General features: G+C 71.3%; 13 protein-coding genes. 3 read left to right on the top strand and 10 right to left on the bottom strand.

What is annotated here, in order from left to right; genetic code table 11:
- Nucleotides 1-15: 15 nt before the first annotated feature.
- A complete protein-coding gene (locus tag E9998_RS05005; RefSeq protein WP_136528607.1) occupies nucleotides 16-513 on the top strand; it encodes a transcriptional regulator in 498 nt (165 codons plus the stop codon).
- A 190-nt stretch (nucleotides 514-703) separates the two neighbouring features.
- On the opposite strand, the gene nusB is transcribed toward E9998_RS05005, so the two are convergent.
- The 7 genes from nusB to aroC all read right to left on the bottom strand — a co-directional run bounded on the left by nusB (nucleotide 704) and on the right by aroC (nucleotide 8,047).
- A complete protein-coding gene (gene nusB / locus E9998_RS05000; protein ID WP_136528606.1) occupies nucleotides 704-1,210 on the bottom strand; it encodes a transcription antitermination factor NusB in 507 nt (168 codons plus the stop codon).
- Between the two features lie 2 nt (nucleotides 1,211-1,212).
- Nucleotides 1,213-1,770: an elongation factor P gene (efp, locus tag E9998_RS04995; protein WP_136528605.1), complete on the bottom strand. Its 558-nt coding sequence runs from the start codon at nucleotides 1,768-1,770 to the stop codon at nucleotides 1,213-1,215.
- A gap of 126 nt (nucleotides 1,771-1,896) precedes the next feature.
- Nucleotides 1,897-3,417 (bottom strand): YfcC family protein, encoded by a 1,521-nt coding sequence (locus E9998_RS04990; protein ID WP_136528604.1) that lies wholly within the window; start codon nucleotides 3,415-3,417, stop codon nucleotides 1,897-1,899.
- Complete coding sequence (locus E9998_RS04985) at nucleotides 3,414-4,721, bottom strand: M20/M25/M40 family metallo-hydrolase (protein WP_136528814.1); 1,308 nt, start codon at nucleotides 4,719-4,721, stop codon at nucleotides 3,414-3,416. The genes E9998_RS04990 and E9998_RS04985 overlap by 4 nt, the downstream gene beginning before the upstream one ends.
- A 90-nt stretch (nucleotides 4,722-4,811) precedes the next feature.
- Nucleotides 4,812-5,270, bottom strand: a complete 459-nt coding sequence (gene aroQ, locus E9998_RS04980; protein WP_136528603.1) for a type II 3-dehydroquinate dehydratase — start codon at nucleotides 5,268-5,270, stop codon at nucleotides 4,812-4,814.
- Entirely contained in the window at nucleotides 5,267-6,823 is a 1,557-nt protein-coding gene (gene aroB, locus E9998_RS04975) for a 3-dehydroquinate synthase (RefSeq protein WP_136528602.1), read from the bottom strand. The genes aroQ and aroB overlap by 4 nt, the downstream gene beginning before the upstream one ends.
- A 45-nt stretch (nucleotides 6,824-6,868) precedes the next feature.
- Nucleotides 6,869-8,047: a chorismate synthase gene (gene aroC / locus E9998_RS04970; RefSeq protein ID WP_136528601.1), complete on the bottom strand. Its 1,179-nt coding sequence runs from the start codon at nucleotides 8,045-8,047 to the stop codon at nucleotides 6,869-6,871.
- A 326-nt stretch (nucleotides 8,048-8,373) separates the two neighbouring features.
- Between aroC and E9998_RS04965 the strand changes: the two genes are divergently transcribed.
- Together E9998_RS04965 and E9998_RS04960 are read left to right on the top strand one after the other, a co-directional pair.
- Nucleotides 8,374-9,357, top strand: a complete 984-nt coding sequence (locus E9998_RS04965) for a LacI family DNA-binding transcriptional regulator (protein WP_136528600.1) — start codon at nucleotides 8,374-8,376, stop codon at nucleotides 9,355-9,357.
- 153 nt (nucleotides 9,358-9,510) lie between these two features.
- On the top strand, nucleotides 9,511-12,105 hold the full coding sequence (locus tag E9998_RS04960) for a glycoside hydrolase family 9 protein (protein ID WP_158299696.1): 2,595 nt from the start codon (nucleotides 9,511-9,513) through the stop codon (nucleotides 12,103-12,105).
- Between the two features lie 186 nt (nucleotides 12,106-12,291).
- On the opposite strand, the gene E9998_RS04955 is transcribed toward E9998_RS04960, so the two are convergent.
- The 3 genes from E9998_RS04955 to uvrA form a co-directional block, all read right to left on the bottom strand.
- Nucleotides 12,292-12,570: a hypothetical protein gene (locus E9998_RS04955; RefSeq protein WP_136528599.1), complete on the bottom strand. Its 279-nt coding sequence runs from the start codon at nucleotides 12,568-12,570 to the stop codon at nucleotides 12,292-12,294.
- Nucleotides 12,571-12,676: 106 nt separating this feature from the next.
- Nucleotides 12,677-13,285 carry a prepilin peptidase gene (locus E9998_RS04950; RefSeq protein ID WP_136528598.1) on the bottom strand — a complete coding sequence of 203 codons (609 nt, stop codon included), beginning with the start codon at nucleotides 13,283-13,285 and terminating at the stop codon, nucleotides 12,677-12,679.
- 73 nt (nucleotides 13,286-13,358) lie between these two features.
- Nucleotides 13,359-16,268, bottom strand: a complete 2,910-nt coding sequence (gene uvrA / locus E9998_RS04945; protein ID WP_136528812.1) for an excinuclease ABC subunit UvrA — start codon at nucleotides 16,266-16,268, stop codon at nucleotides 13,359-13,361.
- Nucleotides 16,269-16,513: the final 245 nt, after the last annotated feature.

The raw sequence follows: 16,513 nt of genomic DNA, 5'->3' as shown, positions 1-16,513 counted from the left end.
TGGAGTTGATCCAGCATGGCGACATCTGACTACGCCAAGTCGCTCGGCAACCGGCTGCGTGACATCCGCATGCAGCAGGGGCTGTCGTTGCAAGGCGTCGAGGACAAGTCCGGCGGCAAGTGGAAGGCCGTCGTCATCGGTTCCTACGAGCGGGGCGACAGGTCGATCACCGTCAGCCGCCTCGCCGAACTGGCCGACTTCTACCGCATCCCGGTCTCCGAGCTGCTGCCCGAGGGCGTTCCGCTCCCGGTCGAGCAGGCCGAGAAGATCGTCCTCAACCTCGAAGCGCTGTACGACCACCCCGACGCCGAGCTGGAGCACGTCGCCAAGCTCGCCCGCTCGATCCAGCAGCGCCGCGGCGACTACAACGGCCGCATCCTCTCGATCCGCGCCGACGACCTCTACACCCTCGCCGTCGTCTACTCGACCACGCCTTCGGGCCTCATCGAGAAGCTCGAGGACTTCGGCGTCCTCGTCCACGACCTCCAGGCGTTCTTCGCCTCGGAGGAGTAGGACCGCACCACTCGAACGGCCGGGCCCTGGATCGGAGGGCTTGGCCGTTTTTCGTTGCCCGGGTGGAAGAACCGCGAACGGCCGGGCCCTGACAGTGCTCATGCGACCGCGAGGGCTTGGCCGTTTCTTTGCACCCCAACGAGAAAGCGGCCGAACTCCACTGAGTCCGGCCGCTTTCAAGCTGCTCGCGTCAGTCCCGGTCCTCGTCCACGACGACCTGGTTCCAGCCGGGGACGTCGTCCTCGGCCTCGACCTTCGGGGCGGCCTTGGCGGCGGCGTCCAGGACGGCGTTGACGAAGGAGGTGTCGTCGGAGGAGCCGATCTGCTCCGCGACGCGCATGGCCTCCTTGATGGCGACCGGCGTGTCGACGTCGGCGACGTGGCGGATCTCGTAGAGCCCCACGCGGAGCACGTTCCGGTCGACGGCGGGCATCCGCTCCACCGCCCAGCCGGAGGCGGAGCGGCCGATGATGGCGTCGAGTTCGTCCAGGTGCGTGGCGACGCCGCGCACCAGTTCCTCGGAGTAGGCCGGCAGGCGCGGTGCCTCGGGGTCGGCGAACGCGCGGGAGGCGCGCTCGGCGAGCACCTTCGAGGGCTCGGTGTCGCGGCTCTCGGCCTCGTAGAGGATCTCGACGGCCCGCATCCGCCACTTGGTGCGGGCGGTGAGCCGATCAGGTCCGCTCTGCTGGTTGCCCACGCCTATGCCCGCGAGAGGTATTTGCCGTCGCGGGTGTCGACCTTGATCTTCTCGCCGTTGTCGATGAACAGCGGCACGAGGACCTGCGCGCCGGTCTCGACGGTGGCGGGCTTGGTGCCGCCGGAGGAGCGGTCGCCCTGGAGGCCCGGCTCGGTGTAGGTGATGACGAGCTCGACCGAGGCGGGGAGCTCGACGTAGAGCGCCTTGCCGTCGTGCCAGGCGATGGTGACCTCGGAGTTCTCCAGCATGAACTTGGCGGCGTCGCCGACCAGGCCCGGGCCGAGCGGGAACTGGTCGTAGGACTCCATGTCCATGAACACGAAGTCCTCGCCCTCCTTGTAGAGGTACTGCATGGTGCGGCGGTCGACGTTCGCGGTCTCGACCTTGGTGCCGGCGTTGAAGGTCTTGTCGACGATCTTGCCCGACGGGATCTGCTTGAGGGTGGTGCGGACGAACGCCGGACCCTTGCCGGGCTTGACGTGCTGGAACTCCTGCACCTGCCAGAGCTGGCCCTCCAGGTTGAGCACCAGGCCGTTCTTGAGATCGTTCGTGGATGCCACGGGCGTTCGTCTCTTTCAATCGAGGTTCGGAGTTGACGACCGTCAATGGTAGCTGCCGGTCCCGCAGGTCAGTGCCCCGCCCGCGCCCGCTGTGTCCAGCGGCGCAGCGCCCCGCCCCGGAGCGGGTCAGGCCACCGCGGTCCCCAGCACCAGGAATCCGCAGATGAGCACGAACAGGATGAGCAGAAGCGGGCCCACGAACCGCAGGTAGCGGTCGTAGCGGACCTTCGCCAGCGCCAGGCCGCCCATGACGACGGCGGTGGTGGGCGCGATGAGGTTCATCCAGCCGCTGGCCGACTGCCAGGCGGTGATGACCAGGGACCTGGGGACGCCGGCGAAGTCGGCGAGCGGGGCCATGATCGGCATCGCGAGCGTGGCGTGGCCGGAGGTGGAGGGGATGAGGAAGGCGAGCGGGATGTTGACGATGAACACGGCGATGGCGAAGACGCCCGAGGAGGTGCCGGAGACCACGCCTTCGAGGGAGTGCAGGACCGTGTCGGTGATGTGGGCGTTGTTCATGATCACGGTGATGCCGCGGGCGAGGACGATGACGAGTCCGGCGCCGACGAAGTCGCCGAAGCCCGCGACGATCTTCCCGGTGACGCCCTCTTCGCCGAGGCCGCCGACGACGCCGGTGATGACGGAGGCGACGAGGAACATGGCGGTGAGTTCGGGGAAGTACCAGTCGAGCTGCCAGGCGTAGGACGCGGCGTCGGGGCCTTCGATGACGGAGGCCCAGGGGATGATCGCGAAAATCATGAACAGAAACGTGAAGCCGACGAACCAGAGGGCGAACTGCTGGCGGCCGGTGAGCGGGTCGGGCACGGGCGCTTCGGCGGCGCTGGACTCACGGTCGCCGTCCTGCCAGCCGGAGAGGGACTTGGCGGGGTCCTTCTTGACGCGGCGGGCGTACCAGAGGACGTACAGGACGGTGACGGCGGTGAGGACGACGAGCATGGCGAGGCGCAGGCCGATGCCGTCGCCGATGGGGACGTCGGCGGCGGAGGAGGCGGTGCCGGTGGCGAAGGGGTTGACGGTGGAGCACAGGACGCCGACGCCCGCGCCGAGGATGATGGCGCCGACGGCGGTCATGCGGTCGTAGCCGAGGGCGAGTGTGAGCGGCACGATGAGGGCGTAGAAGCCGAGGGTCTCCTCGGCGAAGCCTTCGACCGTGCCTGCTATGGCGAAGATGACCATGATGCCGACGACGAGGAGGATGCCGCGGTCGCGGAGGCGGTGGGCGAGGCGGCCGATGCCGCGGTCGAGGGCGCCGGTGGCGAAGGTGACGGTGATGAAGGCGCCGACGGCGAGGACGAACAGGAACACCTGGACGGCGCCGTAGAGGTCGCCGGTGTTGTTCGGGCCGACGAGTCCGGTGGTGGGGTCCTGGATGCCGTAGAGGCCGTTGACGGGTGAGACGAAGAGGTCGTAGAGGCGGTCGCCGAAGGACTGGTCTGCGTCGATCTGCTGGTAGGAGCCTTGGACTGGGCGGCCGTCGTCGTCGAGTTCGTACTGGCCGGGCGGGATGACGAAGGTCAGGGCCCAGACGGCGAGGGTGACGACGGCGAGGACGGTGTAGGCGGTGGGGAACTTCCACTGCTTGGACGCGGTCTCCTCGGCGGGGGCCTCGGTGTCGGTGCCGCTCATCGGCCGGCCTCCTTCGCGTATTCGTCGAAGAACCGGGCTTCGGCGAGGACGGTCTTCTCGAGTTCGTCGATGAGGACGCGTTCGTTGGGGCCGTGGAGGCCGCATTCGCCGTCCTCGGCGCCGAACATGAGGATCTCGGCGGCGGGTTGGGCCTTGGCGAGCGCGTTGACGAGGGGGATGGAGCCGCCGGAGGCCATCTCGGCGACGTCGGCGCCCCAGGCGGCGGCCATGGAGCGCCGCATGGCGCGGTAGGCGGGGCCGCCCATGGTGGCGGCGTATCCGGCGCCGGCGTCGCCGCCGGTGACCTTGAGTTCGTTGCCGAAGGGCCGCAGGGCTTCGAGGTGGCGGATGACGGCGGCTTGGCCTTCCTTGACGTCCTGTTCGGGGTGGACGCGGACGTTGAGGTAGGCGCGGGCGTAGGGCACGACCGCGGAGGCGGCGGAGTCGACGGCGGGGGCGTCGAGGCCGATGACGGTGATCGCGGGGCCGTGCCAGAGGCGTTCGCCGATGGGTCCGGTGCCGAGCTGGGCGGTGCCGGGGAGCATCCCGGTGAGGTGGGCGAACTCCTCGTCGGAGTAGGCGGTGCCGTCCCAGGCGTCGCGGCGCATCCCTGGGACGGCGACGTCGCCGTTAGCGTCGTGGAGGGTGGCGAGGGCGGCGATGAGGGTGAGCAGGGCGTCGGGTGCGGCGCCGCCGAACTCGCCGGAGTGGACGGGGTGCTTGAGTGTGCGGACCTCGACGTAGACGTCGGCGGCGCCGCGGAGGGCGACGGTGAGGGTCGGCGAGCCGGGGCGGACGTTGCCCATGTCGCAGATGAGCATGGCGTCGGCGGCGAAGCGGCCGGGGTCGCTGGGCGGGTAGTCGTCGAAGGCGGAGCCGTACTCCTCCTGGCCTTCGAAGGCGATGCGGACGCCGACGGGCGGTCGGCCGCCGTGGGCGCGGAGGGCGCCGATGTGGGCGATGAGGTTGGACTTGCAGTCGGCGGCGCCGCGGCCGTAGATCGCGCCGTCCTTGCGGGTGGGGGTGAACGGCGGTGTCTCCCAGGCGGATTCGTCGCCCGCGGGTTGGACGTCGTAGTGGCCGTAGAGGAGGACGGTGGGCGCGCCGGGCGGGGCGGGGATGCGGCCGGTGATGACCGGGGAGGTGTCGGGCAGCTCGATCGCGTCGAGGTCCTGGACCCCGGCGTCGCGCAGGAGGTCCACGACGTAGTCGTGGGCCCGGCGGACGGGTTCCTTCGGGTGGTTGGGGAAGGCGATCGAGGGGATGGCGACGAGGCGTTCGAGTTCGTCGCACAGGCGCGGCATCAGGCCGGAGACGGTGTCCTTGAGTTCCACCGGTTCATTCGACCACTCCGGTGACCGTCGCAAATGGCGTTTCGCGAATCGGCGGGCGGGCTATTCGGCGTCGGTCTGGGCCTCGTCGGCGATCCGGTCGACGGCGTGGAGGTACCCGGCGACGCCCATGCCGACGATGATGCCGCCGTCCGCGTGCGGGGAGACGTAGCTGTGGTGGCGGAAGGTTTCGCGTTTGTGGATGTTGGAGATGTGGACCTCGATGAGGAGGCCGCTGAGCTGGGCGCAGGCGTCCCCGATGGCGACGGAGGTGTGGGTCCAGCCGGCGGCGTTGAGGATGACGGGCCAGCCGCGGTCGGCGGCCTCGTGGAGCCAGTCGATCATCTCGCCTTCGGCGTTGGTCTGGCGGACCTCGACGGGGGCCTTGCGCTCCTCGCCCCGCCGCTCGCAGAGGGCGACGAGCTGGGCGTAGGTGGTGGCGCCGTAAATCGCGGGCTCGCGCAGGCCGAGGCGGTTGAGGTTGGGGCCGTTGAGGATGAGGATCTTCCAGTCGTCGCTCATGCCGTCAGCCTCTCATAGGCCTCGCGCTGCTGCTCGATGGTCACGTCGTCCACGAGCACGGGTCGGGCGAGTTCGTCCAGGAGCACGAAGCGCTGGGTGGCGCCGGTGTTCTTCTTGTCGATCTTCATGGTCGCGAGGAGGTCGTCCCAGCGTCCGGCCTCGTAGGAGGTGGGGAGGCCGAGGGATTCGAGGACGGCCTCGGTGCGGGCGACGAGGTCGGCGCGGCCGGTGATCGCGCCGAGGTGGGCGGCGTAGACCATGCCGACGGCGACGGCGTCGCCGTGGCGCCAGGTGAAGCGTTCGAGCTTCTCGACGGCGTGGGCGAAGGTGTGGCCGTAGTTGAGGATCGCACGCAGGCCGCCCTCCTTGAGGTCGGCGGCGACGACGGCGGCCTTCATGGCGATGGCGCGCTCCACGAGTTCGGCGAGGACCGGGCTCTGAGCGTCGAGCGCGGCCTCGGGGTCGGCCTCCACGAGGTCGAGGATCACCGGGTCGGCGATGAATCCGGCCTTGACGACCTCGGCGAGTCCGGCCGCGAGGTCGCGGACGGGCAGCGAGACGAAGGCGTCGAGGTCGACCAGGACGGCGCGGGGCGGGTGGAAGGCGCCGACGAGGTTCTTGCCGGCGGCGGTGTTGACGCCGGTCTTGCCGCCCACGGCGGCGTCGACGGCGCCGAGGAGGGAGGTGGGGACGTGGACGACGCCGATGCCGCGGAGCCAGCAGGCGGCGGCGAAGCCGGCGAGGTCGGTGACCGCTCCCCCGCCGACGCCGACGACGAGGTCGGTGCGGGTGAAGCCTTCGGCGCCGAGGGCGTCCCAGACCTGCTCGGCGACGGCGACGGTCTTGCCGTCCTCGGCGTCGGGCAGCTCCATGAGGGTGGGCTCGACGCCGTCGGGCAGGAGCGATCCGACCCGCTCGGCGAGCGCGGCGGTGTTCGCGGTGTGGAGGACGGCGACGCGGGCGGCCCGGCCGAGGTAGGCGGGGAGGCGTTCGACGGTGCCGCGTCCGATGAGGACGTCGTAGGGGGCGTCGGCGTCGTTGACGACGACGGTGCGCACCGCGAGGCGGGCCTTGATCTCCGCGGTCAACTCGTCCACTTCCCTTGCGGTGGTGTCGATCTCGATGTCGGCGACTTCGCGGTAGAGCGGGAGGCGCTCGTCCATGAGTCGGCGCAGCTGGGCGCGCGGGTTGACCTGGAGGAGCGGGCGGCCGCGGTCGAGTTCGGTGCGCTTGACGGCCTCGCCGAGGTCGACGGTGAGGTGGACGACGGTGACGGCGGCGAGGAGCTTGCGGGTGTCGTCGGCCATGACGGCGCCGCCGCCGAGGGCGAGGACGCCCTCGTGCTCGGCCACGGCGCGCCGGACCGCTTCGCGTTCGAGGGCGCGGAAGTGCTCCTCGCCCTCGTCCACGAAGATGTCGGGGATCGACTTGCCCGCGGCGTCGGCGATGTCGGCGTCGGTGTCGCGGAAGGTCGCGCCGAGGGCCTCGGCGAGCGCGCGGCCGATCGTGGTCTTGCCCGAGCCGGGCGGCCCGACGACGACGACGAGACTCATGGGTTCACTCCGGTTCGGTGGCGTGCACGGCGGTCGGCGGGCGGTTCAGCGGACCCGCAGGTGGTCGAGGTACTGCTCGAAGTTGCGGCGGGACTCGCCGACCGAGTCGCCCCCGAACTTCTCCAGTGCGGCCTCGGCGAGGACGTAGGCGACCATGTGCTCGGCGACCACGGCCCCGGCGGGGACGGCGCAGACGTCGGAGCGCTGGTTGATGGCCTCGGCGGCCTCGCCGGTGACGGTGTCGATGGTCCGCAGCGGGCGGGTGAGCGAGGAGATCGGCTTGAGCATGGCCGAGACGCGCAGGGGCTGGCCGGTGGTGATGCCGCCTTCGAGGCCGCCGGCGCGGTCGGTGAGGCGCTCGACGCCGTCCGGGCCGGGCACGATCTCGTCGTGGGCGAGCGAGCCTCGCACGGCGGCCTGCATGAGGCCGTCGCCGATCTCGACGGCCTTGACCGACTGGATGGACATGAGCGCGGTGGCGAGGCGGGCGTCGAGCTTGCGGTCCCACTGGACGTGGGAGCCGAGCCCGGGCGGGACGTGGTAGGCGAGGACCTCGACCACGCCGCCGAGGGTGTCGGCGTCCTTCTTGGCGGCGTCGACCTCGGCGACCATGCGCGCGGAGGCCTCGGGGTCCATGCAGCGCAACGGGTCGGCGTCGACGGCCGCGAAGTCCGCGGGGGTCGGGACGAGCCCTTCCTTGGCGCGCACGCCGCCGAGGGCCTTGACGTGGGAGACGATGTCGATGCCGAAGGCCTGCTTGAGGAAGGCCTTGGCGGCGGTGCCGCCGGCGACGCGCGCGGCGGTCTCGCGGGCGGAGGCGCGCTCCAGGATCGGGCGGGCGTCCTCGTGGTCGTACTTCTGCATCCCTGCGAGGTCGGCGTGGCCGGGGCGGGGACGGGTGAGGGGGGCGTTGCGGGCGATCCCGGCGAGTTCGGCGGGGTCGACCGGGTCGGCGGCCATGACGGTCTCCCACTTGGGCCACTCGGAGTTGCCCACGCGGATGGCGACGGGCGAGCCGAGGGTGCGGCCGTGGCGGACGCCGCCGATGAAGTTGACGACGTCGGCCTCGAACTTCATGCGGGCGCCGCGCCCGTAACCGAGGCGCCGGCGGGCGAGCTCGGCGCCGACGGCGCCGGTGGTCAGCTCGATCCCGGCGGGCAGGCCGTCGAGCGTGACCACGAGTTCGGGGCCGTGTGATTCTCCAGCAGTCATCCATCGCAACACGCCGTCAAGTCTGCCACTGGGACGGCTGTGATTCGGCACCTGGTGGACGTGGTGTCCCAACGGATGGGCCGGCCGGTGCCGGGGGGCCGGGCGGCGGGCCCGAATCGGGCGTCGAAGCCGTTGCGCCACAGAGGACTCACGGCCTCCTCGCGCCGCGGGCGAGTGGGGCCGCACCGCTAGACTCGGGCGATCATGTGCGCAGGTCAGACACGGGATACTGCAAGTTTCAAGCAAGTCGACGATGGAAGGACGACGGTGCGATGAGTCCCCAACGCGCACGGAGATCCGCGGACCGCCTCCCGGCACGGCGGTCGCGCAAACCCACGATGACGGACGTGGCCGCCGAGGTCGGCGTCTCGAGAGCGCTGGTGTCGCTGGTCTTCCGGGGCCAGCCTGGCGCGAGCCCGGAGACCCGCGAGCGGGTGTTCGCGGCGGCGGCGCGGCTCGGATACAAGCCCGACATGGCCGCGCGCCTGCTCGCGCGCGGGCGCAGCCGGGTCCTCGGGGTGCTGTTCACGGCGAGGAACCCGTACCACGTGGACCTGGTGGAGGCGGTCTACCCGGCGGCCGAGGAGCTGGGCTACGACCTGGTCCTGAGCGCGGCGGTGCCCACCAGGGACGAGCACAAGGCGATCGAGGCGCTCATCGGCCACCGCAGCGAGGCGCTGCTGCTGTGCGGGCCGACGATCGACGACGAGGCGGTCGCGGCCCTGGCCCGGCGGGTGCCGACGGTGGTGATCGGGCGCCTCATCAAGGACGCCGGGGTGGACGTGGTCACCTCCTACGACCGGCCGGGCACGCGGGCGGTGGTGGACTACCTCGTGGGCCTGGGCCACCGCGACATCGTGCACGTGGACGCCGGGAGCCGCCCGGGCGGGCCGGAGCGGCGCCGGGCCTACCGCGACGCGATGCGCTCGCACGGGCTGGAGGAGTGGATCCGGGTGCTGCCGGGCAACCACTTCGAGGAGGGCGGGGCCGAGGCCGCGCGGGCGCTGCTGGAGGGCGAGGGCCCGCTGCCGACAGCGGTGTTCGCCGCGAACGACCTGAGCGCGATCGGCCTGCTCGACGTGTTCACGCGCGCGGGCGTGAAGGTCCCCGAGCAGGTCTCGATCGTCGGCTACGACGACAGCCACATCGCCGGGCTCAGCCACATCGACCTGACGACGGTGCGCCAGGACGTGCCGCGCCTGGCCCGCCTGGCGGTCGCGGCGGCGGACGAGCAGCTGCGCGGCGCCCGCGAGGCGGGGGCGACGCTGAAACTGGAGTCGCGGCTGGTGGTCCGCGGCACGAGCGGGCCGCCGTCCCATTGAGGCGTACCCGGCGGTCCGCGGGGGCGGGCCGCCGGAATCGAATGGCGACAACGCTTTCCGTCGAAACGACGGGAAAGAGTCATTGACATTCAAATACTTCAATGAAAGGATGCAGGTGGTAACGCTCCCAACCCTTTCGAGGAGAGCACCTCCATGCCACGAACCGCACTGGCACCACCAGCCCGATCAGCACCCCGGCGCGTCGCGCTCGCGGCCGCGACCGCACTCGCCGTGGGAGCGATTGCCGCCGCTCCCGCCGCGCAGGCGCAGGACGAGGAACCGACCAACCTGGTCACCAACGGCGACTTCGCCGACGGCACCAACGGATGGTGGACCACCGCGAACCTCACCGGCGCGGTCGCCGACGGCGAGTGGTGCATCGACGTCCCCGGCGGGACCCTCAACCCCTGGGACGCCATCGTCGGCCAGGACAACCTGCCCCTGGTCACCGGCGAGTCCTACGAACTCCAGTTCACCGCTCGGGCCTCGGCCGACGTCAGCGTCCGCGCCCTCGTCCAGCAGCCGGTCGACCCCTGGATGACGGCCCTGGAAGAATTCCCCTCGCTGACCGCGGAGGCGCAGACCTTCAGCTACGCCTTCACCGCCAGCGCCGACTGGCCGGACGCACAGCTCGCGTTCCAGATCGGTCGCAACGACGCACCCTGGCAGCTGTGCCTATCGGAGGTCGCCTTGCTCACCGGCGCCGAACCGCCCGTCTACGACCCCGACACCGGCCCGCGCGTGCGGGTCAACCAGGTCGGCTACCTGCCCGACGGCCCCAAGCGGGCCACGCTCGTCACCGAGTCCGAGGACCCGCTGGCCTGGCAGCTGCACGACGCCGAGGGCGCCCTGGTCGCCGAGGGCGACTCCGCGCCGCACGGGCCCGAGTCGACCTCCGGGGAGTCGGTGCACGTCATCGACTTCTCCGAGGTCACCGCCGCCGGCGAGGGCTACACGCTGACGGCCGACGGGGAGACCTCGTACCCGTTCGCGATCGGCACCGCCGCTTACGGCGACCTCGCCGTCGACGCGCTCTCCTTCTACTACCCGCAGCGCTCGGGCATCGCCATCGACGATGGCGTAGCCCCCGGGTACGGCCGCGAGGCCGGGCACGTCGACGTCGCGCCGAACCAGGGCGACGGGGCCGTGACCTGCTACGGCGGGGCCTGCGACTACACGCTGGACGTGACCGGCGGCTGGTACGACGCGGGCGACCACGGCAAGTACGTGGTCAACGGCGGCATCTCGGTCGCGCAGCTCATGTCGGTGTACGAGCGGACGCTCCACGCGCCCACCGGCGACCCCGCGCGCCTGGCCGACGGGACCCTGCGCCTCCCCGAGCACGGCGACGGCGTCCCCGACGTCCTCGACGAGGCCCGCTGGGAGGTCGAGTTCCTGATGTCGATGCAAGTGCCGGCCGGCGAGGAGCTGGCGGGCATGGCCCACCACAAGATCCACGACGAGAACTGGACCGGCCTGCCGCTCATGCCGTCCGACGACCCGCAGGCGCGGTTCCTGGAGCCGCCGTCGACGGCGGCGACGCTCAACCTGGCGGCCGCGGCCGCGCAGGCCGCGCGGCTGTTCGAGCCCTACGACCCCGAGTTCGCGGCGCAGGCCCTGGAGGCGGCCGAGACCGCCTACGCGGCGGCGCTGGCGAACCCCGAGGTCTACGCGGTCGACCGCGGCGCGGGCGGCGGTCCTTACGGGGACAACAAGGTCACCGACGAGTTCTACTGGGCGGCGGCCGAGTTGTTCCTGACCACCGGTGCCGACGCCTACGAGGCGGACGTGCTCGGCTCCGAGCTGCACGAGGAGGACGTCTTCGCCGCGAGCGGCTTCTGGTGGGGCGAGGTGGCGCAGCTCGCGAAGCTCGACCTCGCGCTGGTGCCGAACGCGCTCCCGGGCCGCGACGACGTCATCGCCGAGGTCGTCGCCGGTGCGGACGTGTACCTGGACGAGCAGGACGCGAGCCCGTGGGACCTCGGCTACGGGGCGAACGGCTTCGACTGGGGCTCGAACTCCGCGGTGCTCAACCGGCTCGTGGTCGTCGGCGCCGCCTTCGACCTGACGGGCGAAGCGCGCTACCGCGACGGCGTGTTCGCCGGGCTCGACTACATCCTGGGCCGCAACGCGCTCGGTAACTCGTATGTGACCGGGTACGGTTCGCACTTCTCGAAGAACCAGCACTCGCGCTGGTACGCCAACCAGTTGGACCCGGCGCTGCCGAACCCGCCGGTCGGGACGCTCTCGGGCGGTCCGAACTCGGTCGCCAGCACGTGGGACCCGGTCGCGCAGCGGTGGCTGACCGACTGCGACCCGCAGGGCTGCTACATCGACGACATCGGGTCGTGGGCGACGAACGAGCTGACGATCAACTGGAACGCGTCGCTGGCGCAGGTCGCGAGCTTCGCGGCCGACCAGGTCTCGGCGCCGTCGGCGCCCTCGTGCCAGGTGGAGTACCTCATCAACGGCCAGTGGCCGGGCGGGTTCGTGGCGCAGGTGCTGGTGACCAACACCGGTGACGCGGCGCTGGAGAACGTGACGCTGCACTGGGCGATGCCCACGGGTCAGTCCGTGGTCCAGTCCTGGAGCGCCGACCTGTCGCAGGAGGGGCATCTGGTGACCGCGACCGAGGTCGGCGGCGGCACCGCGCTGAGCGCGGGCCGGACGTTCACGTTCGGGTTCATCGGGGCGAAGGACGCGCGTACGGCGGTGGCCCCGTCGTCGGTGACCTGCACGACCGGATGACCGCACCCGGCCTCAGGGCCGGGGAAGTCTTGATCCGCCGCGACCGGGAAGGGTGAGCCCGGGGTCGGCATCGGGGCGGCCGCCTCACGGCGGCCGCCCCTTGACGCGTTCGCTCACGGCCGCCCGCACGGCCGCGGCGTCGCGGGCGGGGGGCGCCGGCGGCGCCGCCCCGTCCGCGCACGGGCGTCAGTGGCCGTGGTGGCCGCCGTTGTCGCTGCCGTTGGCGTGGACGTTCACGTCCGACCAGTTGCAGCTGGCGTCGCCGCTGAACGACAGGATGTCAAGCAGGGCGAGGATGTCACCGGTGTTGTTGACGCAGAAGTTCGACAGGACGTTGACACCGCCGAAGTCGTCCGCGTCGTAGACGTAATCGGACCCGTTGGCCATCGCGGGCGAAGCCGCGCCGACTGCGAGCATCGCCGCGGCACCGGCGACCGCGGCCCCTTTGAGTGCTGTACGAAGCATGAACGCTCCCTTGAATCGGATTCGGTGAACTGCCCTGGTTCCAGGGCCGCTGATGACTTTAGGGAGGTTCCGGCCGCCGCGCGGCGGTTCGCGGCATGTGAGCGAATTAGATGATTTCGGGCGGCGCTTGAGTGACGGGCGTGTTCGAGGCCGCGAGGCCGAGCAAGGCCCCGGCGAGCATGGCCGGTCCGTACGGGAGGTCGCGGCGACCGGCGGCGAGCGCTACGGCCGCCTGTCCCCCGCCGACGAGGACGGTCGCGAGGGCCGCGGCGGCGGCGGTCTGCCATGCGGCCCAACCGAGGACGAGGCCGAGCAGGCCTGCGAGCTTGACGTCGCCGAAGCCGACCTGGCCTGCGGCGCAGCCGATCCCGTAGAGGGCGAGTCCTGCGGCGGCGCAGGCGGCGGCCCGGAGCATTGCGTCGGGGTCGCCGGTGGCGAGCAGGAGCGCCGCCGCGACCGGGTAGGCGGGCAGGACGAGGAGGTCGGGCAGGCGCCGCTCGTAGGCGTCGATCCAGCCCGCCGCGATCCCCGCCGCGGCGACGGCCGCGAGGGCGAGCGCGTGGAGCGGATCGGCGGCGCGCCAGGCGATCACGAGTGCGGCGGCGAGGCTCGCGAGGGCGAAGAGGCGGCGGTCGGGGCGGCGCCCGGTGGCGAGCGAGACGGTCCGGTGCAGGCCCGGGACGGCGAGGAGGGCGACAGCGGCGGCGACGATCATGCCGGCGATGGTCCCATTGCGGCGCAACGGGAGGCGGGAACGACGCGGCGTGCCGCGTCGTTCCCGTCCGGTGTCAGCGTTTGGCGGCGGTCTTGCGGCCGTTGCCGGTCTTGGCGCGGCGGGCGGCGGGACCGTCCCCGTTGCCCTTCCCGTCGAGGCCCAGGAGCGGGCGGAGGTAGTGGCCGGTGTGGCTCGCGGCGATCGCGGCGACCTCCTCGGGGGTGCCCGCCGCGACGAGGGTGCCGCCCTTGTCGCCACCTTCGGGGCCGAGGTCGATGACCCAGTCCGAGCACTTGATCACTTCGAGGTTGTGCTCGATGGTGATCACGGTGTTGCCCTTGTCGACCAGGCCGTCGAGCACGCCGAGGAGCTTGCGCACGTCCTCGAAGTGGAGGCCGGTGGTCGGCTCGTCGAGGATGTACACGGTCTTGCCGGTCGAGCGCTTCTGGAGCTCGGAGGCGAGCTTGACGCGCTGCGCCTCGCCGCCCGAGAGCGTGGGCGCGGGCTGGCCGAGCCGCACGTAGCCCAGGCCGACGTCGACGAGGGTCTTGAGGTGCCGGTGGATCGACTGGATCGGCTCGAAGAAGTCGGCGGCCTCCTCGATGGGCATGTCGAGCACGTCCGAGATGGTCTTGCCGCGGTAGTGGACCTTGAGGGTGTCGCGGTTGTACCGCGCGCCGCCGCACTCCTCGCAGGGCACGTACACGTCGGGCAGGAAGTTCATCTCGATCTTGAGCGTGCCGTCGCCCGAGCACGCCTCGCAGCGCCCGCCCTTGACATTGAAGGAGAAGCGGCCGGGGCCCCAACCGCGGACCTTCGCCTCCGGGGTGCCCGCGAAGAGCTTGCGGACCTTGTCGAACACGCCGGTGTAGGTGGCCGGGTTCGAGCGGGGCGTGCGCCCGATCGGGGACTGGTCGACGCCCACGACCTTGTCGACCCCGTCGAGGCCGGTGATGGTGCGGTGCTTGCCCGCGACCACCTTGGCGCCGTTGATCTCCGCGGCGAGCGTGTTGTAGAGGATCTCGTTGACGAGGGTGGACTTGCCCGAGCCGGACACGCCCGTCACCGAGACCATGCAGCCCATCGGGAACGCGGCGTCGATGCTCTTGAGGTTGTTCTCCCTGGCGCCCTTGACGACCAGCTCGCGGGAGGGGTCGGTGGGGCGGCGCTTGTCGGGGACGGGGATGTGGCGGCGGCCCGAGAAGTAGTCGCCGGTGATGGAGCCCTTCGCGTCCGACAGGCCCGAGACGGGCCCGGAGTAGATGACCGAGCCGCCGTGCTCCCCGGCGCCGGGGCCGATGTCGACGATGTGGTCGGCCACGCGGATGGTGTCCTCGTCGTGCTCGACCACGATGAGCGTGTTGCCCAGGTCGCGGAGGCGTTCGAGGGTGGCGATGAGCCGGTTGTTGTCGCGCTGGTGCAGGCCGATCGAGGGCTCGTCGAGGACGTAGAGGACGCCCACGAGGCCCGCGCCGATCTGCGTCGCCAGGCGGATGCGCTGGGCCTCGCCGCCCGACAGGCTCCCCGAGGCGCGGGCGAGCGTGAGGTAGTCGAGGCCGACGTCCAGCAGGAACCGCAGGCGCGCGGTGACCTCCTTGACGATCGGCGCGGCGATCATCGTGTCGCGGTCGGTGAGCTTGAGCGCGTTGAAGAACGAGGAGCAGTCGGCGACCGAGAGCGTGCAGACCTCGTGGATCGAGAGCCCTTCGACGGTGACGGCGAGGACCTCGGGCTTGAGGCGGGCGCCCTGGCAGGTCGAGCACGGGATCTCGCGCATGAACTGCTCGTACTTCTCGCGGGTCCACTCCGAGTCGGTCTCGTGGTGGCGGCGCTCGACCCAGGGCACGACCCCTTCGAAGCGGGTCTCGTAGGAGCGGCGCTGGCCGCGCTTGTTGCGGTAGGAGACCTGGAGCGTCTCGTCGTGGCCGTAGAGGACGGCCTTCTGCGCCCGCGAGGGCAGGTCGGCCCACGGCGTGTCGACGTCGAAGCCGACGGCTTCGCCGAGCGAGACGATCTGGAACAGGAAGTAGTCGCCCATGCCGACCGAGGACCAGGGCGCGAGCGCGCCGCCACGGATGGTCGCCTCGAGGTCGCGGATGACCAGTTCGGGGTCGACCTCCTTGCGCACGCCCAGGCCGTGGCAGACCGGGCAGGCGCCGAAGGGCGCGTTGAAGGAGAAGGTGCGCGGCTCCAGCTCGTCGAGCGTGAGCGGGTGGTCGTTGGGGCAGGCGAGCTTCTCGGAGAAGCGGCGCGTGCGGTCGGGGTGGTCCTCGGCGACGTCGACGAAGTCGAGGACGACCACGCCGTCGGCGAGCCCGAGCGCGGACTCGACCGAGTCGGTGACGCGCTGGACCGAGGAGGGCTTGACGACGAGGCGGTCGATGACCACGTCGATGTCGTGCTTCTCCTGCTTCTTGAGCTTCGGCGCGTCGGTGAGCGCGTACACCTCGCCGTCGATGCGGGCGCGGGCGTAGCCCTGCTGCTGGAGGTCGGCGAAGAGGTCGACAAACTCGCCCTTGCGCTTGCGCACGACCGGGGCGAGGACCTGGAAGCGGGTGCCCTCGGGCATCGCCATGATCTGGTCGGTGATCTGCTGCGGCGACTGGCGCCCGATCTCCTCGCCGCAGACCGGGCAGTGCGGGACGCCGATCCGCGCGTAGAGCAGGCGCATGTAGTCGTAGATCTCAGTGATCGTGCCGACGGTCGAGCGCGGGTTGCGCGAGGTCGACTTCTGGTCGATCGAGACCGCGGGCGAGAGGCCCTCGATGAAGTCGACGTCGGGCTTGTCCATCTGGCCGAGGAACTGGCGGGCGTAGGCCGAGAGCGATTCGACGTAGCGGCGCTGGCCCTCGGCGAAGATCGTGTCGAACGCCAGGGAGGACTTGCCCGAACCGGACAGGCCGGTGAAGACGATCAGGGAGTCGCGGGGCAGGTCGAGGTCGACGTCCTTGAGGTTGTGCTCGCGGGCGCCGCGCACGACGATGGTGCCGGAGGATTGCTGGGTTGCTCGCTGAAGGTGCTCGTTGGCCACGGTGGGAATCTAACGTTCGGGTCCGACAGTTCTGGGAGGCCCGCTGTTCGACAGTGCCGCTGCACCGGGCCGCCTGTCGAGGTTACCCCGCCGGGTACTGCGGTTTCCCAGGCGACTGTGACCTTTGCCTCAGGTTCGCCGCAGGGGCCGGTACGCGGGCCGAGGCGGCCCCTCGGCCCGCGTGCGGCCGCCCGGCG

Origin of the sequence: Glycomyces paridis (assembly GCF_004912155.1) — a bacterium.
Classification (GTDB): Bacteria; Actinomycetota; Actinomycetes; order Mycobacteriales; family Micromonosporaceae; genus Glycomyces; species Glycomyces paridis.
The sequence above is the reverse complement of the archived record's forward strand: the minus strand, read 5'-3'. Positions and strand labels throughout refer to the sequence as shown.